Genomic DNA, 20,431 nt, shown 5'->3' with positions numbered 1-20,431 from the left:
GTATCAGTTTTCTCTTGCGCTAGTTGCTCACCGCTTCTTGATACAAGTGAACATCGCGTTGCGGGAACGGAATGGTGAGGCCAGCTTCTTCCACCGCGGCTTTTAGCATAGGGCGGATGTCGAAGAACAGCGACCAGTAATCTTCTGTTTTAACGAATGCACGCACTAGAAAATCTACCGAACTGTTGCCGAGGTCAACCACTGCTACAACATTGGCTTCGTCTTGCAATACACGAGAATCATTGGCCAACACCGCTTCCATGGCCGCTTTACCCTTAGCAATATCGTCGGAATAAGATATACCAATAGGAATTTCCACGGCGCGAATCTTACTGGCGGTGTAGTTGGTAATATTGCCATTGGCCAATGGGCCATTGGGAATAATGAGTATGCGCTTGTCGAAGGTTTCCAGGGTGGTAACAAAGATACCGATGTCTTTTACAGCACCTTCTTCACCTTGGGCAGAAATATAGTCTCCCACTTTGAAGGGGCGAAAAATGAGTACCATAACGCCGCCGGCAAAGTTCGAAAGACTGCCTTGCAAGGCTAAACCAACCGCTAAACCTGCGGCACCGAGTATGGCAACAAAGGAGGTGGTTTCTATGCCCACCATGGAAGCAACACTGATCACCAGTAGTACTTTTAACGTGATTTCCAGCAAATTGGAAAGAAACTTAGCCAGGGTTTCATCTGGCAGACCTTTAATTGTATGCTTACGCACAGCATCACTAATGCGGCTAATAATCCATAGGCCAATAACCAGTACAATTAAGGCTAAAATTAAACGCCCGCCATACTCGGTGCCTAAGGTGATGGCCTTTTCGTAAAAGGTGGTAAGTTGTTGCTCTACAGAATCCATTTTATCTCCTTGATGGTGCTCTCTGCATTGGAGATTACCAACAAAAATAAATTTAGCTAGGGTTTGCTGACTTTTGGTGTACAAGTTTTGATCTATATGAAAGTATTTTAATCGCGAAACAGTCCTGCAGTCCTAGTGGTTCTAAGTCAAAGGGCTGTAACAAAGAGTAAAATGCATTCATGGAGACCCCTTCGAGCAGCGCTTGTGCGCCATTTATACAGCGTTGGGTGTTTTTGATTTAGGCCCACTAGACCTGCAAACACCCGCCTGGCCTGAATGATGTACACTAGCCGGCTACGGACTGCTGCAAAATGCCCACTATAGATCAACAGCCTCTAGGGCTTGTATATGATCTTTGAAACTCGACGGCGAATTTTTCGAGTGTAGCTTCACTGTGTTGAGTTGCCCACAAGTGAAGTATATCGGCAGATTCTACAATTGTTTAAGGCTAATCTTTATTTGATATGGCGGCCTCATCTTTTAGTATTGATGAAGCTGAAAGCACAATAGTTTTATGTGTCTATGATTGGGGGATGCTTTATAAGATTTGGCGCTGCCTGAACCGGGAAGAATTTATCAGCTCAGGCTTTGATGTATGCTTAGGGCTGGTCAGAGCGTTATCTTTTGCGCTGCAAGTTGCTCGTAATACGGTTGCGCCTGATAAAGTACACTTTTTAGCTCGTCGGGAAGTTGAGGGACTGGAGGCTCTGCCCGTGCAAACCCGGAGCTTTTCCAGACTTCCGGATACCAGTGCTCAGCCCACGCGCCATCATTGGGGTGGCCGCCTTCAGACCAGCTAAGCATGGCAGGATCCCAGGGTATACCGATGGCGTTGCAAAGCTTTTCCAGCATTACCGGCGGGTTCTGCCGGATATCAGACGAATCTACGACGATAGGATATTGACCTGACTCCGCGACTATTTTATTAAATAACTCGCACTGGGCACGGCTACCGATATCTTCCAGACAGGGTTCACCATTTTTTTTATGGTAGCTGGCGATCACTCTGGCAGGATGACGAATTAAAAAGACATTACACACGTCAGATAACCAGTCTAGCGGAAACGCTTCCAGCATATGATGGGGCATGTGTTTTTGATAGAACACCGGTTTATTGTCTGGCGTTGGACCAACGCAACGGTTAGCCACCGCCACCGGATCGGTTTCTTCACGTGCAAATATCTCTTCCTGCATTGGATGCACCCGGCCGCTGTGTTTCAAATAGGGCGCATAAAATGGCTCATCCCATACCGCACAATCGGCACGGGCGCCAAATGCATACATCATAGCAGTAGAGAGATTGCGTGGGCCTGACCACATGGCTATTCGCATAGGTAACTTCCTTTTTATCTGTAGCCGGCCATTGCTGAATGACCGATAACGCAAGCATAATCGCGCTGGCAGCACTATTTCAAGCTTATTTTCAATATTTTATACAATATAATATTTTGTTTTGCGAACTCGAAAATGCTAGGGTAACGCCATGATTTAGTTGCTTTTAATCGTTTATGCGGGGATGCGAATGTTGAACACCGTGTTTACAGGTTAAAAGGTTTGGACTGAAGTATACTTTCGGTCACAATAAAAATGCCAATAACAACAGCAATGAGGAAGCCATGCAGGAACACAAAGCGGGCGGTGCACACGCCTCCATCGATGACGAACGTAATCAGAATATCTTAATTTATATTAACGGAGAACTGGTGCCCCGGGAGCAGGCCAAAGTGTCGGTCTACGACAGTGGCTTTATGCTGGGTGACGGAGTGTGGGAAGGTTTGCGTTTACATAAAGGCAAATTCTCCTTTATCGATGATCACCTCGACCGCCTGTTTGCCGGCGCTAAAGCGCTGGATATGGAGATCGGCAAGACCCGGAATGAACTAAAAGAAGCGTTGCAGCAAACCGTAGATGCCAATGATATGACCGACGGCGTGCATGCCAGACTGATGGTTACCCGAGGGCCAAAGAAAACCCCTTATCAGGATCCGCGACTGAGCCTGTGGGGACCAACCATTGTGATTATTGCTGAATATAAGTCACAGGATTTAGCACCGGTGGAGCGGGGCATTAATCTGTTCACCGTACACGTACGTCGCGGGCATCCCGATGTTCAGGATCCACGATTAAACTCACACAGCAAAATTAACTGTATCACGGCAATGATCCAGTCTTACAAAGCCGGTGCCGATGAAGCCTTGATGCTCGATCCCCATGGCTTTGTAAGTACCTGTAACTCAACTAATTTCTTTATTGTACGTAAAGGCGAAGTGTGGACCTCCACCGGTGATTACGCGATGAAAGGCATTACCCGGCAGAAAACCATTGACGTGTGCAAGGCCAACGGTATCCCGGTATTAGAAAAGAACTTTTCCCTGGTGGATGTGTACAGCGCCGATGAAGCCTTTGTTACCGGTACCTTTGGCGCGCAAACCCCGGTGGTGGATGTGGACGGCAGAACCATTGGTGCGGGTAAACCTGGCGCTATGGTGAAAAAAATCCGTGAGCTGTATCACGCCATGGCGGAGGCACAATAACCGGCGGGCTTGCTAGTTCGTGGTCAGGCAGCTATCCCAGTAGGGGGTATCACCATAGAAATCAGCAGCAAAGTTGATAAAGGCTCTGACCTTACTCGCCAGCAGTTGTCGATGGGCATAAACCGCATATAAATGTAGAGGCTCGGGTTCGTTATCCCGCATAATGAGTCTGAGTCGGCCGGCGTTCACCTCTTCAAAGCAGATAAACGTGGGCTGCAGGACTATTCCCTGGCCTAACGCTGCGGTCTGACATAAGAATTCACCATGATTACAGCTTATCGTGCCGAGGCCGTGGTGAGGGCGCTGGTTTAAATACTGATGAGCGGCCGGGCTGTTGTTGTTATCCAGTAAGCTGTAGCGCAAATAGTTGTGTTCAATCAGGTCTTCCATGGTTTTTGGCTCACCATATTGGGCCAGATATTTCGGCGCGGCGCACATCACCAGGTTTATGTTGGTCAGGCGCTTGGCGATCAGTGATGAATTTTTCAGGTGGCCAATCCGCAGCGCTACATCAAAGCCCTCTTCAACAATATCCACTTTACGATCGTTAAGATGCAAGTCCACATTTACATCAGGGTACTGTTGTTGAAACTGATTAATCAGTGGCGCCAGGTGACGGGTAGAAAACGCCACCGGCGCACTGATGCGTAATAAGCCATGGGCTTTATGTTGCAAATCGCCTAACTGATTTTCCATGGCGTCGATTTCATCCAAGATCCGACTAGCCCGTGGCAGATACTGTTGACCGGCCTCGGTCAGGTGCACTTTACGGGTGGTGCGGTTGAGCAGGCGTGTGGCCAGATGTGCTTCGAGCTGCGAAACATATTTACTGATCAACTGGGGTGATCTATCGAGCTTATCTGCCGCTGCGCTAAATGAACCGCTTCGGGCCACCATCACAAATGCTCGCATGCCATCTAATCTGTCCATAGTCTTTATTATCAATAATTCGTTGATAATTACTCTATTTTAACCCTGTTAATAAATCAATATGTGGATAGTAAAGTATCACTATCGAGACGGAGCAGCACTGAATTATTTCCACATTCACCTAATACGATGAGAGATTTATTATTAAAGCATTCGTCACCAAGTTGCTCCGTTCAGATTGTTGGTGTCGCTACGCTGGTTTTACGGGGGTCGGTTGGTCTTACGCTGGCGGCCCACGGTGCACAAAAGTTATTTGCCTGGTTTGGTGGTTACGGTCTTGAGGGTACCGGTCAGTATATGGCGAGTCTGTGAATGGAACAGGGCTTCCTGATGGCCTTACTGACAGGCAGTGCTGAGTTCTTTGGTGGCCTGGCGCTAGCGCTGGGGTTATTGACCCGTCCAGCCGCCACAGTAAGCGCATTGACTATGGTGATTGCCCTCCTCAGCGCACATATCCAAAACGGCCTGTTTTTATCTAACGGTGGCTATATGCACTGGTACTTTTCGCAGTCACCGTTTCGTTGGCAATCACTGGTGCTGGCCGTCTGGCAATCGACAATGTTATTGCCCGCGCCATGACTCCGACGTAGACACAGCACCCACTTAAACAGCCGCCAGGCTTGAGCAGGCACCCTGCACAGGAGGAGACAGAATGTTAGTTGATGGAAAATGGGATGCCGATTGGCAACCGGTTCAGAACAAAGATAAGGCTGGGCGTTTTATTCGTCAGGTATCGTCCTTTCGGCATTGGATAACGGCCGATGGCTCACCCGGTCCAACCGGCGCAGGCGGTTTTAAAGCGGAAGCCGGCCGCTATCATTTATATGTCGCCTATATTTGCCCCTGGGCATCACGTGCTCTAGCGGTGCGAGCGCTAAAAGGTCTAACAGATCTTATCACGGTAAGCGTGGTGAATCCCCGCCTGAGCGCAGAGGGCTGGCAGTTTGGTGGCTATCCTGATAGTACCGATGATGAACTAAATGAGGCAACCTACATACACCAGATTTATACTCAGGTCGCGCCGGATTTTACCGGCCGGGCAACGGTACCGGTGCTGTGGGATAAAAAGCAGCAAACTATTGTTAACAATGAGTCAGCGGATATCCTGCGGATGCTCAATACGGCCTTCGGTGATTTGGTCAATACCGGGCCGGATCTTTACCCGGCAGCACTGGCTAATAAGATTGACGAGCTTAATGAAGAGATTTACCACAAGTTAAATAATGGCGTTTATCAGGCCGGCTTTGCTTCCAGTCAGGCCGCTTATGACGAAGCATATAAAAATGTATTCAGTACACTGGATAAGCTCGAAGCCAGACTAGCTGATGGTCGGCAGTTTGTTTTTGGCGATGCCCTGACCGAAACCGATATTCGCTTATTTGTCACCCTGGTGCGATTTGATACAGCCTACTACGGTTTATTTAAGTGTAATCGCCAACTGATCAGGGATTATCCTTACCTTAATGCTTATATGCATCGGCTCTGGGTGCTTGACGGTATTGCTGATACGGTAAACATTGATCACATAAAAGCGGGCTATTATTCCATTAAAGCGTTAAACCCTAGCGGGATAGTGCCGCGCGGTCCACAATTTTAGGAGATGTTATGCAAGCATCACAACAAGTGTTGTATATTTCCCATGGCGGCGGTCCGATGCCGCTACTGGGCGACCCAGGGCACCGTGCATTAACGGAGCATCTTGCGCAACTTGCAAGTACCATACGCCGGCCGAAAGCTATTCTGATCATCAGTGCGCACTGGGAGGCGTCGGTGGCAACAGTGACCACCAATCCGACGCCGGAACTGATTTATGACTATTATGGTTTTCCGCCGGAAAGTTACGCGATTAAATATCCCTGTGCAGGTGAGCCTGAATTGGCTCTTCAGGTCGCTGGAGCGCTCCGGACAAGTGGCATTGAAGTCGTGGAGGATCCTAAGCGTGGACTTGACCACGGGGTGTTTGTCCCGCTTAAAATTATGTATCCGGACGCTGATATCCCTTGTGTCCAGCTGTCACTGGTAGATACCCTGGATGCGGCCGTGCATATTCGCATCGGTGAAGCGTTGGCGAACCTGGATTATGACAATTTACTTATTCTTGGCTCGGGATTTTCTTTTCACAATATGCGGGCATTCTTTGCCCCTGATACGCCACAGACTCGGGCCATGAATCAGGACTTTGAAGACTGGCTCAAAGACGTATTGTCCAGTCAGTCGATAAGTGAAGCTGAGCGCCAGGATAAGCTCAAGGGCTGGGAGCAGGCGCCGGGTGCACGTTTTTGCCACCCCCGGGAGGAACATCTGATACCGCTACATGTGTGTTATGGCGCTGTGGGTCGCGCGGCCGATCTGACTGATAAAGTTCTGGTGCTAAACAAGCAGGCCGGTACATTTGGCTGGTTTAATCCGGTGGCGTAATAATCTGGTCAGCCAGACGAAATCTAACCTTGTCTGGCAGATACCAGTGCAATAGCTTGTTCAGTTTGCCGTTGCAACATTCGGTTAATTTTAAAATGCTGAGGGCTCCAGCCAGCTAAAAAGCGGTGAAAGTCGGCATTGGCCACGCAATAAAGCTGTCGCCAGCTGTCACACACCGCTGTACATTCCGCAGTCGCCAGTTGATTGCTTAAGACGCTGTGCAACTCACTAAAATAATAATCGAGACAGTCTTCGGTATGATTGAGCAGATCCTGCTCAGACAATACGCTGCCCAGAAAATATGCCACATCCTGAACGCCAATACCGCCTCCCACATACTGAAAATCGACGGCTGCGACAGCCTGACCGTCAGCACTGAAACAAAAGTTAGCCACCTTCGCATCGCCGTGGATCAGGGTACGATAGGGGCACTGCTGCAATAATCTATCGAAGGCTGCGGCAAAATGTTTAAGCGGCCCTTCTGCCATTTTATGGTATTCGTCGGGGCGGGTAGCCAGGTGCCAGTAACTGCCCTGGGACCATAAACCAGCAGGCGATTGATGAATAAAGCGGGCATGAAATGCGGCCATCCAGGCAAGTACGGGTTTACAAGCGTTGGTGTTGAGTTGCTGATGACGATAGTCAAACCCAGCGTTATTTAGATCGCTCAGTACCAGTGCCAGACGGGTACCTGTCTCGTTACTTTCTGCGTCTGAGGCTATCAACTGGGCAAGATTACCGTAATCTGCAAAGAGTGGCGCATAATGCGTATAGAAATATTGCTCTATCTCATATGAGCGCCATTTACGTTTAAGACTCTGCTGACTACTCCAGCCCCGCGGGTGGCTGAACCTTGCCGGCTGGGAAATCAGCTTGATGATTACGTTGGTCTGGAGAGCAGGCGAGTAACAGCGTAGCAGCTGGCCAAAATCACTCCATAGTGACTGCACCAGTTCAAACTGACTAATTTCTGGGTCCTGCAACAGGGTTTGTAACCAGGGTAAGGATGATAGTGAATTCATAATCATTACACCGCTTAAACAAAAAAGGCCAGCATGGCTGGCCTTTTAGATAGTGTTACCGTTTTACAGGCTGGCTGGACGGGTCGTCGGTGCCGACGCTGCCGCGGTAGCATTTGCCATGGTTGCCAGGCGACCAGATACCGACAGGGCAGGACGCAGCTCATCAGCTCTGCTAACAATGGTGATCTCTTCCGTTGACGCAGCCACTTGCGCTGGGTTGGTCATCGGGTGAGAGGCCGTCAACTTACCTAAACTGCTGGCCATGGCGACTTTAGCTGGCGCCGGGGGAGCAACGTTTGCCGGTTCAGTCTCGGCTACAGATGCCGACGATGATTCCACTGCTGCCGACTCAGTCACCGGCTCTGGCGCTGGTTCTGCGGCAGGGGTGTCTTCGGCTTTGCTTTCCTGCGCTTCGGCGACATCCGGTTCAGCCGCTTCAGGGGCAGCTTGCTCTTCAACTGCTTCGGTTGAAACAGGAGCTTGCTGTTCGACCGGCGCTGTTTCTTCAGACGCTTTCTCTACCGGGGCTTCATCAACGGTGGCCGGACTCTGGGCTTCGGCTTCCAGATTGATCTCTACCTGCTTCGGCTCTTCAGTCACAGACGACTCTGCTGCTTCAGTTGTTGCTACTGCTTCTTTTTCAGCATCTGCAGTCGCTGCTGGTTCAGGGGCATCAAACTGCAGTTCATCCTGCTGTGCTGGCTGAGCCTGAGTTTCATCATCTGACTTTTCCTTCTTACGACGCTGGCCAGCTGCTCGCGCGTGACGAGGAGAGCGACGGCTACGGCTACGAGAGCCTTTCTCAGCGCGCGCTTTGTCGTCATCGTCCTGTTGGCTGGCGTCATCCTGACCATCGGCAGCTTCAGGTTGTTGAGTAGCTTCAACTGTTTCGGCTGCTGACTGATCGCTCTCAACCGGAGCCTGAGAAGCCTGGGCTTTCTCTTCTGCGGTTGCAGGAGGCTGAGTCACAGCATCTTTTATTGGAGTTTCAGTCTGAGTAACCGGCGCTTCTGCCGGCGTTTCAGTTGCCGACTTTGCGACTTCTGCCTTAGCAGCTTCAGCAGCTTTTTGCTCAGCTTTTTCCTGAGTCGCTTTGGTTTGTACAGGGTGCTTGTCTGTACCGCCTTCTGCACGGATACTGCCTTTCAATTCACGGCGCTGACGACGCTCTTTGGCTGGCTTTTTACGGGCCGGCTTTTCAGCCGCTTCGTTGTCGGTTTGTTGTGCTTTGTCAGCCACTTCTTCGTTAGCCTTATCGGCTTTATCCGTTTGCGTTTTGTTACGCGAACGGTTACGACCACGAGGCTGCTTGGGCTTGTCCTGGCGTTTGTTGTTGCTGTTGTCAGACGATTTCTCACTGGTGTTATCAGTGGATTTATCGTCATTGTCGTTGCGGCGGTTTTTATTACCAGAGCGGTTATTACGACGTCTGTCATTAGTGCTGCGACGACGGCTGTTCTGGTTGTTATCACGCGGCTTGGCTTTTGGCTTAGGTTTTTCTTCGACTTGCTCTTCTTCACTGGAGAATAAGCCGGATAACCATTTGCCAAGTCCTGCCAGCAGGCCGGTTTTCTGCTCAACGGGTTTCTCTTCAGCCTTAGGCGGAACTACCGGTGCCTGGGTTGGCGCAATCAGTCCTTGTAGTGCCGGTTCTTCACGCTTAACCGGTGCGGTAACGCCAGGTGACGCTTCTTTAGTTTCTACTTCAGCCAGGCTGATATTGTAACTGGCGTCAGAAACCACATCGTCTGCACGGTGACGTAAGATCTGGTAATGCGGGGTATCAAGATTAGGATTCGGAATAATAATCAGGCTAACGTTATGACGCTTCTCAATGTTTTGAACTGCTTTGCGTTTTTCGTTTAGCAGGTAGGTGGCAACCGGCACCGGTAGCTGGGCTTCAATCTGACCGGTGTTATCCTTAATACCTTCTTCTTCAAGAATACGCAGAATCGACAGCGCTAAAGATTCTGTGCCACGGATGGTGCCATGACCGGAACAACGTGGGCACACGTTATGGGCTGACTCACCCAGTGACGGGCGAAGACGCTGACGGGACATTTCAAGCAAGCCAAAGCGGGAAATACGACCCAGTTGAACACGGGCACGATCCGGACGTACAGCTTCTTTCATGCGGTTTTCAACTTCACGCTGATGCTTCACTGGCGTCATATCAATAAAGTCGATAACCACAAGGCCACCAAGGTCTCGCAAGCGTAACTGGCGGGCAATTTCATCGGCGGCTTCAAGGTTAGTATTGAGTGCGGTTTCCTCAATATCGCCGCCCTTGGTTGAGCGGGCAGAGTTGATGTCGATAGAGGTGAGTGCTTCGGTCGGGTCAATAACAATTGAGCCGCCTGAAGGCAGGCGCACTTCGCGTTCGAAAGCCGACTCAATCTGACTTTCAATCTGGTAATGACTGAACAGTGGTACATCGCCTTTGTATAGTTTAACGCGGTTAGCAAAATCAGGACGTACAAGTTCAATGTGCTGTAATGCCTGTTCGTATACACCCTGTTTGTCGATCAGGATTTCACCCACATCGCGACGTAAATAGTCTCGGATCGCACGTACAATTACGTTACTTTCCTGGTGGATAAGGAACGGCGCAGGGCGCTCTTCAGCGACTTTGGAAACCGCTTCCCAGTGTGTCAGCAGAACACGTAAATCCCAGTCCAGTTCTTCGTAGGATTTACCTACACCCGCGGTACGAACAATCAGGCCCATGCCATCAGGCAGGTCCAGCTTCGACAGTGCGGCTTTAAGATCGGTACGCTCATCGCCTTCGATACGGCGAGAAATCCCACCGGCACGCGGATTATTGGGCATTAATACCAGGTAGCTACCTGCCAGCGACAGGAAAGTAGTCAGCGCTGCGCCTTTCTGGCCGCGTTCTTCCTTATCGATTTGAACGATAACTTCCTGACCTTCCTTGATGACGTCCTTAATGTTCGGACGACCTTCGAGTTTGTAATTTTTCGGGAAATAAGTGCGGGCGATTTCTTTGAGGGGAAGGAAACCATGGCGCTCGGCACCGTAGTCAACAAAGGCAGCTTCCAAGCTGGGTTCTACACGGGTTATCTTACCTTTGTAGATATTCGCTTTCTTTTGCTCGTGCCCGGGACTTTCTATATCCAAATCATACAAGCGTTGCCCGTCTACCAGGGCAACCCGCAACTCTTCTTGTTGAGTTGCATTGATTAGCATTCTTTTCATTGTATCTAACTCTGTTATTGCTTACAGCCGTTCAGATACACAATTAAAGTGACTGTGCAAAACCTCACCGCGCAACCTCACGTTGGGCAGGGATCTTGTTGTTTTGTCGTATTACCCTTGATTTTATTCGCTTTTTACTACTTCAAAAAAGCGTTTCTGTCTTTATTGGGTGTCGGGAACGACGGCCCTGTACAAGTTTTCTGTATCTGTGCACCAACCTGGACTTCGCGGGTCAGTGAACAATGTCAATTCAATTCTGTATAACTAAACGGCACATTATTTTTGCCATTGTCGCAAGTTTTCAGCTACGTGATTGTTCATCAACGCACGTTGTATTACCTACTCAATTGATAATTCCGCAATGGGGTAGTTTGGTGGCAATACAGACTCTGCGACCAGTTGTTTAACTTTTTAGTTTAACGTTATTTTAACAACGAGTCTGACGAAAACCTTTCGGTGTCGTTTCGGTTAAAACAATTTGATTATCGCACCAAAGGGTTGAAATAGGCAAGCCAAACGCGTAATTAGGTACTAATTAACCCTGTCTGAGGTTGATTTCCGAATATAATGCCGGGTTAAATGGCCTTTAATGGTGTAGTTTTTGTTTGCCCCCGGGTCGACTTAAGTGAATGTGCAGATGAAATACGTTAGAATCGCCGCCTATGAAAACAGCCGACGCTTCGACAGTGACAATACCAGACAATAATTCCCCCACATCCCAGGTTCAATTTATTGAAGTTGAACCCGACTTAGACGGGCAACGCATCGATAATTTTCTGCGTACCTTGTTAAAAGGCGTCCCCAAAAGCCTTATTTACCGTATTTTACGTAAAGGTGAGGTGCGGGTTAATAAGAAACGGGTTAAGCCTGAATACAAACTGGTAGCAGGAGATTTGATTCGGGTTCCTCCGGTCAGGGTGAGTGAAACCCCGCAACTGCCATCCCCTAAACTGGAAAAGATTGCCAGTCTGGAACAGCACATCCTGTTTGAAGACTCACATATTATTGTGTTTAACAAACCTTCAGGATTAGCGGTTCACGGAGGTAGCGGTTTGAGCTTTGGTTTAATTGAAGGGCTTCGCGCGCTGCGGCCAGAGGCTAAATTTATGGAACTGGTGCATCGTCTGGACCGGGATACGTCCGGCTGTATCTTAGTGGCCAAGAAGCGTTCTGCGTTGCGCCACATGCACGAGCAGTTGCGTAACAGCCAGATGGATAAACGTTACCATGCTCTGGTTGCTGGCGAGTGGCCTCACAATCGATTTAAAGTGAAGGCCCCATTACAAAAAAACATTTTGCAATCCGGTGAGCGATTGGTAAGTGTATCTGAACAGGGTAAACCTTCTGAAACCCGGTACCGTATTCTGCAGTCGTTCGACAATGCCACGCTGGTTGAGGCCTCGCCCATTACCGGCCGGACCCATCAGATCCGCGTGCATTGTTTACATGCCGGGCATCCCATTGCCTGTGATGATAAATACGGTGATGCGGAATTTGACAAACAAATGAAGCGCATCGGGCTCAACCGTCTGTTTTTGCATGCTTCCAGTTTACGGCTTATGCATCCTAAAAACGAGGAGATGGTGACCTTTAAGGCGCCCTACGATGAGCAATTAACGCACGCCGTTAACACGCTTAAAAAAGTATAAGAAAGCAGGGCATTATGACCAAACAGTACGAACTGATCATCTTTGACTGGGATGGCACATTAATGGATTCAGCGGCGAAAATTGTCAGCTGTATGCAAAAAGCAGCAGAGCGATGTGAGGTTGCTATCCCGTCAACAGACGCTGTCAGCCACATTATTGGCATCAGCTTAAAGCCAGCCATTAAGCAGTTATTTAATATCGATGATGACGAATTGGCTGAGCGTTTAACCCTGGCGTATAAAGAGGTGTACCTTGGTGCAGATACCACACCTTGCCCATTGTTTGCCGGGGTAACTGATATGCTTGTTGCCCTTAAAGATGCTGGTAATGTTTTAGCGGTGGCCACAGGAAAGGCCCGACGCGGACTCAACCGGGCCTGGGAGCAAACCGGTACTGGCCATTTTTTTACGACTTCCCGTTGTGCCGACGAGGCTGACTCTAAACCTTCACCGGACATGCTGTTGCAATTGCTCGAAGAGCGCGGTCTGTCAGCCGGGCAGGCGCTGATGATTGGTGATACCACCTATGACATGCAAATGGCGCAGGCTATTGGCATGGACCGGGTAGGGGTGAGTTATGGTGTGCACGCCCCGGTTAATTTAGCCAGGCATCACCCCAAAGCCATTGTGCATTCTATTGCTGAGTTGCACGGCTTGTTAATGATGCAAGGTTAAATCGAGCAGATTAATTTGCCAGTCAGCCAACATATCCCGCAATAGCATTACCGGCAGTCCAATCAGGGTGTTGGGATCCCGGGATTCAATTCTGTCAAACAGCAACACACCGGCGCCTTCGGCTTTAAAGCTGCCGGCGCAGTCGTAAGGTTGCTCTTTTAACAGATACCGTTCAATCACTGAATCGGATAGCGCAGAGAAGGTTACAAATACGTCCTCAAAACGGGTTTGTTCGCGTTGCCCGGCCTGATGCACCAGGCTGAGAGCGGTAATAAAGCGTACTTTATTCCCCGAACACAGCTCTAGTTGCTCGATGGCTTTATCCAGGGTGCCGGGTTTACCGAGTACGTGGGCCTGGCCGGTTTTATCGGTGATGGTAGCGACCTGGTCGCCGCCAATAATCACCGCATCGGGGTAATTGGCGGCGACTGCCCGGGCTTTTTCTGCCGCGAGACGGCAGGCAAGGGCATCCGGTGCCTCACCGGGTTTGGCTGTTTCGTCGATATTGGGGCTGATGCCGGGTACCTGAAAGCCTATATTGGCAAGTTGAGCTCTGCGATAAGCGGAAGAAGAGGCCAGAATAATCCTTGGTGCTGTCATAGTTATTCTATTTCTGTCGTCATGTTAATTACCCCTTTATAGCAAGCGAATCGTAAAAGAGTTTAGCGGATTTTAGCACAACGGTAAAAAAACGATTAATCCTTTGACAGTAAAGGGCTGACGCTATATTATGCGCGCCCTATGCAGAAAGTGAAATTACCGCACCAGGTCGAACCGGTCAAAAGCGCGTTAAAACGCTCAGATTATGAGGGAGTTATCGCGACCAAAGACATGGAGAGATTAATGGGTTCCGTCGTCAGCAGTGACGAATGGGTTGAAGTGAAAGTGCAGTTCGAAAAAGACGCGCAGGGTCTTACTGTATTTCATGGCACCCTGGACACCGCAGTAGTTTTACTCTGTCAACGGTGTAACGAGGCATTTGATTGTCCGCTTCATGTCGATTTTTGTTATAGTCCGGTGCAGGGACAACAAGACGCAGAAGCATTACCCGAAGCCTATGATCCGGTAGAGGTCGGCGACCACGGAGAAGTCAATCTTCTTCAATTACTTGAAGACGAGCTGATTTTAGCGTTACCGATTGTACCCTTTCATGCAGAGGAAGAGTGTGCAATCACCAGTGACGATATGCAGTTTGGTGAGATTGAACCGGAACAGAAGCAACCAAACCCTTTCGCGGTTTTGAAAGAACTTAAGCGAGACCAGGAGTAAGTTATGGCAGTACAACAAAATCGTAAAACGCGTAGTAAGCGCGGCATGCGTCGTTCACACGATGCGTTGACAGGCGAGACTTTGTCTGTCGATGCAACGTCGGGTGAAACACACCGCCGTCACCACGTGACCGCTGATGGTTACTACAAAGGCAAAAAAGTCATCGGTAACTAAGTTACTGGTGCCGACATTTTGTCTAAACTAACCATTGCGTTAGATATCATGGGGGGCGATCATGGTCCCCCTGTTATCCTTTCCGCCGTCCAAAAAGCAATTCAGTCCATTACTGATGCACAGTTTATTTTGTGCGGTGATGAGAACACTATACTTCCCGCGCTGGAATCCCTGACCGACGATCAACGCCAACGTGTTGTAGTTCATCACTGTGAACAAGTCGTTGAAATGGGCGAGCCACCGACCTCGGCATTACGTAATAAAAAGCAATCTTCCATGTGGAAAGCACTGCAGCTGGTTGAATCTGGTGAAGCGGATGCGTGCGTCAGTGCCGGCAACACCGGTGCGTTACTGACCATGGCATTCTATTTACTCAAGACGTTGCCCGGAATCGACCGTCCAGCGCTGGTTTCAGATATGCCTACCGCCAGTCATCACCGGGTATTTTTGCTCGACCTGGGGGCCAACGTAAATTGTACCTCTGAAATCCTGTTTCAGTATGGCGTAATGGCATCGGTTCTGGCTGAACAAATCAGTGGCATCGAGTCACCCCGTGTAGCGTTGCTCAATGTAGGGGAAGAGGACATAAAAGGGAATGCTCAGGTTAAGTATGCCGATCAGTTGTTCAAAAATGCCAAAGGCATAAACTACATTGGCTATGTAGAGGGTGATGATATCTTTACCGATTACGCCGATGTGGTTGTCACTGACGGGTTTACCGGTAACATTGCACTGAAATCCTGCGAAGGGCTGGCTAAGCTCGTTATTAATGAAGTAAAACGGCAGTCTCAGGCCAATTTTTTCAGCCGTATGATGGCGCGAATTGCCTTGCCCTTACTAAAAACAGTTTACAATCGTGTGAACCCCGACCAGTATAATGGAGCCAGTCTGTTAGGATTGCGCGGCATTGTCATCAAGAGTCACGGCAATGCTTCAGCAGAAGCGTTTTATTACGCCATATTGCAGGCCAAGCAAGAAGCTGAGATGAACGTGCCTGAAAAAATAAAAAGTAAAATAGAAACCGTTTTATTGGAGCAACTTTGAGCAAATACTCTCGTATAATAGGTACGGGTAGCTATTATCCTAGCGACGTACGTACCAATGCCGATTTAGAGTTGATGGTGGACACCAGTGACGAATGGATCACAGACCGAACCGGCATTAAAGAACGCAGAATTATAGGTCCGGATGAGACCGCTGCAACCATGGGGGCAGAAGCCAGCAAGAAAGCCATTGAAGCGGCCGGTATTGATGCGGCTTCCATCGACATGATTGTTTGTGCGACTACCTCTGGTCGTCATGCTTTACCCAGCACAGCCTGCGAAATTCAAAATATCCTGAACATCGATAATATCCCTGCTTTCGACGTAGCGGCGGCTTGTGCTGGTTATTGCTATGCCCTGAGCATTGCCGACCAGTATGTAAAAACTGGTATGGTTAAGCGAGTTCTGGTGGTGGGGGCCGATTGTTTGAGTCGGCATATCAATCCTGCGGATCGCACCATGGTTATTCTGTTTGGTGATGCTGCAGGTGCTACCATAGTCGAAGCCAGTGACGAGCCAGGCATTTTGTCTACACATATTAATGCGGCCGGCTCTTATAGCGATCTGTTAAAAATTGGCAATCCGGATAAAATGAATCCGGAGTCTATCCATGAAAACTGGGGCTCAATGAAAGGCAACGAAGTTTTCAAGGTAGCGGTGACCAAGTTATCTGAAATTGTTGAGCAAACGCTGTCTGCCAACAATATGCAAAAAAGCGATCTGGACTGGCTGGTACCACATCAGGCCAATTTCAGAATTATTAAAGCGACAGCCAAAAAGCTGGATATGTCGTTGGACCAGGTTGTGCTGACGTTGGAGAAATACGGCAATACGTCAGCAGCGACTGTGCCTACCGCGCTGGACGAAGCCATTCGTGATGGCCGGATTAAACGTGGACAACATTTATTGCTGGAAGCATTCGGCGGTGGTTTTGCCTGGGCTTCTGCTTTAGTTAGGTATTAACAAATGCCATGGTGAGTTGGCAGCCAACATCACCTGAATTAGAACAATTATAAGGATGCTTTATGACTCGTATCGCCTGTGTGTTCCCTGGACAGGGCTCTCAAGCGGTTGGCATGCTCAAAGAGCTGGCCGACGTACATCCGTCAATTCTTGATACTTTTGCGCAAGCCTCTGAAGCGCTGGGTTATGATTTGTGGGACGTAGTACAAAACGACCCCGACAGTAAGTTAAACGAAACTCAGGTAACTCAGCCGGCATTGCTTACGGCGAGTGTTGCTATTTATCGCTTACTGGAAGAGCAGGGTATTGCGCCGGAGTACATGGCCGGTCATAGTCTGGGCGAATATTCTGCGCTGGTGTGTGCAGGTGCATTAGATTTCGCTGAAGCAGTGAAGCTGGTTGAAGCTCGTGGTGAGTTTATGCAACAAGCTGTGCCTGCCGGAGCGGGTGCTATGTATGCCATTATTGGCCTGGATGACGACAGCATTGCTGAAATTTGTCAAGACACTGCCGTTGCCACCGGCGATGTGGTCTCTCCGGTTAACTATAACTCGCCGGGTCAGGTCGTGATCGCGGGTGAGAAAAATGCCGCGGAGCAAGCTGCTAACGCTTGTAAAGAAGCTGGTGCAAAGCGTGCGTTACCGTTGGCAGTCAGCGTCCCTTCACATTGTGAATTAATGCGCCCGGCAGCCGATCATCTGGATGACAAGCTGGAAGCCATCGCTATTGCCGCCCCGTCGGTAAAAGTAGTTAATAACGTGGATGTAGCGGTTGAATCAGACCCTTCGGGTATTCGCAGTGCTTTGGTTCGGCAGTTGTATTGCCCTGTTCAGTGGACTAAAACCGTGGAGTTTCTGGCCGCTGAAGGGATTGATACCATTATCGAAGTCGGTCCGGGTAAAGTCCTTACGGGGCTTGGTAAGCGTATTGTCAAATCTGTAAGTTATATTGCTGTCAATACACCGGAAACGGTGGCGAGTTGGCAGGCAGAATAATAGGAATTTTTTTCAAATGAGCGATTTACAAGGTAAAATTGCCCTGGTCACTGGTGCCAGTCGTGGTATTGGTAAAGCGATAGCAACGCAATTAGCAGCGCAGGGGGCTATCGTAATTGGTACGGCTACCAGCGACGGCGGCGCTGACGCTATCACCGAATACCTGCAGGCTTCCGGCGGTAAAGGCATGAAGCTGAATGTCACCGAAGAAGGTGCCGTGGATGCGCTGGTTAAAGCCATCAACGAGGAATTTGGCGCGGTTGAGATCTTGATCAATAATGCAGGTATCACACGTGATAATCTGCTAATGAGAATGAAAGATGAAGAATGGCAGGCGATAATTGATACCAATCTGACCGCTATCTTTTCATTGTCAAAAGCCGTTTTGCGTGGAATGATGAAGAAACGCTGTGGCCGCATTGTAAATGTTGGGTCAGTAGTGGGTAGTTCGGGTAATGCTGGTCAGGCTAATTATGCGGCGGCAAAAGCCGGTGTCATTGGTTTTTCTAAATCGCTGGCGCGCGAAGTAGCTTCTCGTGGCATTACGGTAAACGTTGTTGCACCTGGCTTTATCGATACCGATATGACCAAAGCCCTGAGTGACGAGCAGCGCGAAGCCATTTTCAAAGATATACCGGCAAATCGTTTGGGTCAGCCAGAAGAAGTGGCTGCCACGGTTGCGTTCCTGGTGAGCGACGGTGCGGCGTATATCTCTGGTGAGACCATCCATGTAAATGGTGGTATGTACATGGGCTAACTCTATTTGGGTGATTTTTGCAGTTTTGCATTGACACACAGACAGAGAAAGCCTTGAATGTTAAAATCTTGTTGATTAAACTTGGTTGGTTGCTGGTTTGACCAGATAGATTGTTTTAGCTGGTCGCTTGCAAGCGATAATATTGCAAAATAAACTAGCGACAATTTTTGTATCTAGTGACGTTAAGGGAAACCTAGAATTATGAGTAACATTGAAGAGCGCGTTAAAAAAATCATCGTTGAGCAGCTTGGTGTTAAAGAAGAAGAAGTAAAATCCGAAGCATCTTTTGTTGATGATCTGGGCGCTGATTCACTTGACACTGTTGAGTTAGTAATGGCGTTGGAAGAAGAATTCGACACTGAAATCCCAGACGAAGAAGCAGAGAAAATCACTACTGTTCAGTCTGCGATTGACTACATCAACGCTAATAAAGACGCGTAAGCTTCTTTTTTAGATGGTGAAAAACGGCTCTGTAACGGAGCCGTTTTTGTATGTATTGTTATAGCTCAACGTGCGCTTTCTGGCGCTATCGTTGAGTTTTTCTGATTAGTTCCAATGCGAGGACATTCTGTGACAAAACGTCGCGTAGTGGTTACTGGCTTGGGTACGCTGTCCCCTTTAGGTTTGTCTACCGACAAAACCTGGCGCCGAATTCTGGCTGGCGAAAGCGGGATTGGCGATATTACCCATTTTGATTGCAGTGACTATTCCACCCGGTTTGCTGGTCAAATTAATGATTTTGATCCGCAAGACTATATCGATAAAAAAGAAACCAAGAAAATGGACCGCTTTATCCAGTTGGGTATTGCCGCGGGCAAGCAGGCATTGCAGGACTCTGGTCTTGAGATAACGCCTGAAAATGCATCTCGCGTGGGCATTGCCATCGGTTCAGGTATTGGCGGTCTGGCGCTTATCGAAGAAAACCACTCTAAGCTGGTTAACAGTGGCCCTCGTCGGGTATCACCGTTCTTTGTGCCTTCTACGATAACCAATATGATTTCCGGTTTTTTGTCGATTATGGCAGGGCTTAAAGGGCCTAACCTGAATATCGTGACCGCCTGTACCACAGGTGTACACAACATTGGTGTAGCGGCCCGGACAATCGCTTACGGTGATGCCGATGCGATGCTGGCCGGTGGTGCAGAAGCGTCTATTACTCCGCTGGGTATGGCAGGGTTTGCATCAGCCCGCGCATTGTCCTCACGCAACGATGCGCCGCAGCAAGCCAGTCGTCCCTGGGACAAAGACCGTGACGGATTCGTTATGGGCGAAGGTGCCGGTGTAGTGATGCTCGAAGAATATGAAGCCGCTAAAGCCCGTGGTGCCACCATTTATGCTGAGTTGGTAGGCTTTGGTATGAGTGGCGATGCGTATCATATGACATCACCACCAGAGAATGGCGAAGGCGCTGCAGCATCGATGGTTAATGCTATTAGCGATGCCAAAATTGACCCGAGCCTGATTGGTTATATCAACGCTCACGGTACGTCCACACCGGCGGGTGACATTGCTGAAGTGTCGGCGGTGAAAAGCGTATTTGGCGATAACGCCTACAATGTACTGGTCAGCTCGACCAAGTCTATGACAGGGCATTTGCTCGGAGCTGCCGGTTCGGTGGAAGCGATATTCACTATTCTGGCCCTGCGCGACAAGCTGGCACCGCCAACCATTAACCTGGACGAACCAGGTGAAGGCTGCGATCTGGATTTTGTCCCGCATAAAGCCAAAGCTTTTGAGGAAGAGTACGCACTTTGTAACTCTTTTGGCTTTGGCGGCACCAATGGCAGCTTGATTTTCAAGCGTCCTTAAACTGATATCAACACTGTGCAAAGGGAGCCGTGGGCTCCCTTTTTCTTTGCTGTGAAAACCATGTTCTGCTGCGACTTGGTATTAACAGAATTGCTGATACAATACTCGACTGAACCTGA

Annotated in this window: 19 protein-coding genes and 1 pseudogene; 14 read left to right on the top strand and 6 right to left on the bottom strand. The window is 49.1% G+C overall.

Annotated elements, in window-relative coordinates:
• Positions 1–19 precede the first annotated feature (19 nt).
• Both AC2T0J_RS20025 and AC2T0J_RS20020 read right to left on the bottom strand, forming a co-directional pair.
• A complete protein-coding gene (locus tag AC2T0J_RS20025) occupies positions 20–859 on the bottom strand; it encodes a mechanosensitive ion channel family protein (RefSeq protein ID WP_489807503.1) in 840 nt (279 codons plus the stop codon).
• 609 nt (positions 860–1,468) lie between these two features.
• Entirely contained in the window at positions 1,469–2,191 is a 723-nt protein-coding gene (locus AC2T0J_RS20020) for a sulfotransferase-like domain-containing protein (protein ID WP_489807502.1), read from the bottom strand.
• Between the two features lie 284 nt (positions 2,192–2,475).
• Here AC2T0J_RS20020 and AC2T0J_RS20015 point away from each other — a divergent pair, with 284 nt between their 5' ends.
• The gene (locus tag AC2T0J_RS20015; RefSeq protein ID WP_489807501.1) at positions 2,476–3,393 is read left to right on the top strand and encodes an aminotransferase class IV; all 918 of its coding nucleotides are present in this window, start codon (positions 2,476–2,478) and stop codon (positions 3,391–3,393) included.
• Positions 3,394–3,405: 12 nt separating this feature from the next.
• Here AC2T0J_RS20015 and AC2T0J_RS20010 read toward each other — a convergent pair whose 3' ends face one another.
• A complete protein-coding gene (locus tag AC2T0J_RS20010; RefSeq protein ID WP_489807500.1) occupies positions 3,406–4,323 on the bottom strand; it encodes a LysR family transcriptional regulator in 918 nt (305 codons plus the stop codon).
• A gap of 129 nt (positions 4,324–4,452) precedes the next feature.
• Between AC2T0J_RS20010 and AC2T0J_RS20005 the strand changes: the two are divergent.
• The 3 genes and pseudogenes from AC2T0J_RS20005 (at position 4,453) to AC2T0J_RS19995 (ending at position 6,741) form a co-directional block, all read left to right on the top strand.
• Positions 4,453–4,913, top strand: a pseudogene (locus tag AC2T0J_RS20005) (DoxX family protein).
• 62 nt (positions 4,914–4,975) lie between these two features.
• A complete protein-coding gene (locus AC2T0J_RS20000; RefSeq protein ID WP_489807499.1) occupies positions 4,976–5,920 on the top strand; it encodes a glutathione S-transferase family protein in 945 nt (314 codons plus the stop codon).
• A gap of 8 nt (positions 5,921–5,928) precedes the next feature.
• On the top strand, positions 5,929–6,741 hold the full coding sequence (locus tag AC2T0J_RS19995; RefSeq protein ID WP_489807498.1) for a DODA-type extradiol aromatic ring-opening family dioxygenase: 813 nt from the start codon (positions 5,929–5,931) through the stop codon (positions 6,739–6,741).
• A 23-nt stretch (positions 6,742–6,764) separates the two neighbouring features.
• Here the strand turns inward: AC2T0J_RS19995 and AC2T0J_RS19990 are convergent, their stop codons facing one another.
• On the bottom strand, positions 6,765–7,763 hold the full coding sequence (locus tag AC2T0J_RS19990; protein WP_489807497.1) for a phosphotransferase: 999 nt from the start codon (positions 7,761–7,763) through the stop codon (positions 6,765–6,767).
• Positions 7,764–7,826: 63 nt separating this feature from the next.
• A complete protein-coding gene (gene rne, locus AC2T0J_RS19985) occupies positions 7,827–10,979 on the bottom strand; it encodes a ribonuclease E (protein ID WP_489807496.1) in 3,153 nt (1,050 codons plus the stop codon).
• Between the two features lie 662 nt (positions 10,980–11,641).
• Between rne and rluC the strand changes: the two genes are divergently transcribed.
• Both rluC and AC2T0J_RS19975 read left to right on the top strand, forming a co-directional pair.
• Positions 11,642–12,628 (top strand): 23S rRNA pseudouridine(955/2504/2580) synthase RluC, encoded by a 987-nt coding sequence (rluC, locus tag AC2T0J_RS19980; RefSeq protein WP_489807495.1) that lies wholly within the window; start codon positions 11,642–11,644, stop codon positions 12,626–12,628.
• A 14-nt stretch (positions 12,629–12,642) separates the two neighbouring features.
• Positions 12,643–13,302 (top strand): HAD family hydrolase, encoded by a 660-nt coding sequence (locus AC2T0J_RS19975; RefSeq protein ID WP_489807494.1) that lies wholly within the window; start codon positions 12,643–12,645, stop codon positions 13,300–13,302.
• On the opposite strand, the gene AC2T0J_RS19970 is transcribed toward AC2T0J_RS19975, so the two are convergent.
• Entirely contained in the window at positions 13,285–13,902 is a 618-nt protein-coding gene (locus tag AC2T0J_RS19970; protein ID WP_489807493.1) for a Maf family protein, read from the bottom strand. The genes AC2T0J_RS19975 and AC2T0J_RS19970 overlap by 18 nt on opposite strands.
• Positions 13,903–14,043: 141 nt before the next feature.
• On the opposite strand from AC2T0J_RS19970, the gene yceD reads away from it, so the two are divergent.
• The 8 genes from yceD to fabF all read left to right on the top strand — a co-directional run bounded on the left by yceD (position 14,044) and on the right by fabF (position 20,312).
• Positions 14,044–14,571 carry a 23S rRNA accumulation protein YceD gene (yceD, locus tag AC2T0J_RS19965; protein ID WP_489807492.1) on the top strand — a complete coding sequence of 176 codons (528 nt, stop codon included), beginning with the start codon at positions 14,044–14,046 and terminating at the stop codon, positions 14,569–14,571.
• A gap of 3 nt (positions 14,572–14,574) precedes the next feature.
• Positions 14,575–14,745, top strand: a complete 171-nt coding sequence (gene rpmF / locus AC2T0J_RS19960; protein WP_105935833.1) for a 50S ribosomal protein L32 — start codon at positions 14,575–14,577, stop codon at positions 14,743–14,745.
• 18 nt (positions 14,746–14,763) lie between these two features.
• Positions 14,764–15,789, top strand: a complete 1,026-nt coding sequence (gene plsX / locus AC2T0J_RS19955) for a phosphate acyltransferase PlsX (RefSeq protein WP_489807491.1) — start codon at positions 14,764–14,766, stop codon at positions 15,787–15,789.
• Positions 15,786–16,751, top strand: a complete 966-nt coding sequence (locus AC2T0J_RS19950) for a beta-ketoacyl-ACP synthase III (protein ID WP_489807490.1) — start codon at positions 15,786–15,788, stop codon at positions 16,749–16,751. The genes plsX and AC2T0J_RS19950 overlap by 4 nt, the downstream gene beginning before the upstream one ends.
• Before the next feature lie 62 nt (positions 16,752–16,813).
• The gene (gene fabD, locus AC2T0J_RS19945) at positions 16,814–17,746 is read left to right on the top strand and encodes an ACP S-malonyltransferase (RefSeq protein WP_489807489.1); all 933 of its coding nucleotides are present in this window, start codon (positions 16,814–16,816) and stop codon (positions 17,744–17,746) included.
• A 16-nt stretch (positions 17,747–17,762) separates the two neighbouring features.
• Positions 17,763–18,503, top strand: a complete 741-nt coding sequence (gene fabG / locus AC2T0J_RS19940; protein WP_489807488.1) for a 3-oxoacyl-ACP reductase FabG — start codon at positions 17,763–17,765, stop codon at positions 18,501–18,503.
• Between the two features lie 201 nt (positions 18,504–18,704).
• Positions 18,705–18,944: an acyl carrier protein gene (gene acpP, locus AC2T0J_RS19935; RefSeq protein ID WP_018981476.1), complete on the top strand. Its 240-nt coding sequence runs from the start codon at positions 18,705–18,707 to the stop codon at positions 18,942–18,944.
• A 129-nt stretch (positions 18,945–19,073) separates the two neighbouring features.
• Positions 19,074–20,312, top strand: a complete 1,239-nt coding sequence (gene fabF, locus AC2T0J_RS19930; protein ID WP_489807487.1) for a beta-ketoacyl-ACP synthase II — start codon at positions 19,074–19,076, stop codon at positions 20,310–20,312.
• Positions 20,313–20,431 lie beyond the last annotated feature (119 nt).

Source organism: Alteromonas sp. ISO5, from assembly GCF_058105165.1.
The sequence above is the reverse complement of the archived record's forward strand: the minus strand, read 5'-3'. Positions and strand labels throughout refer to the sequence as shown.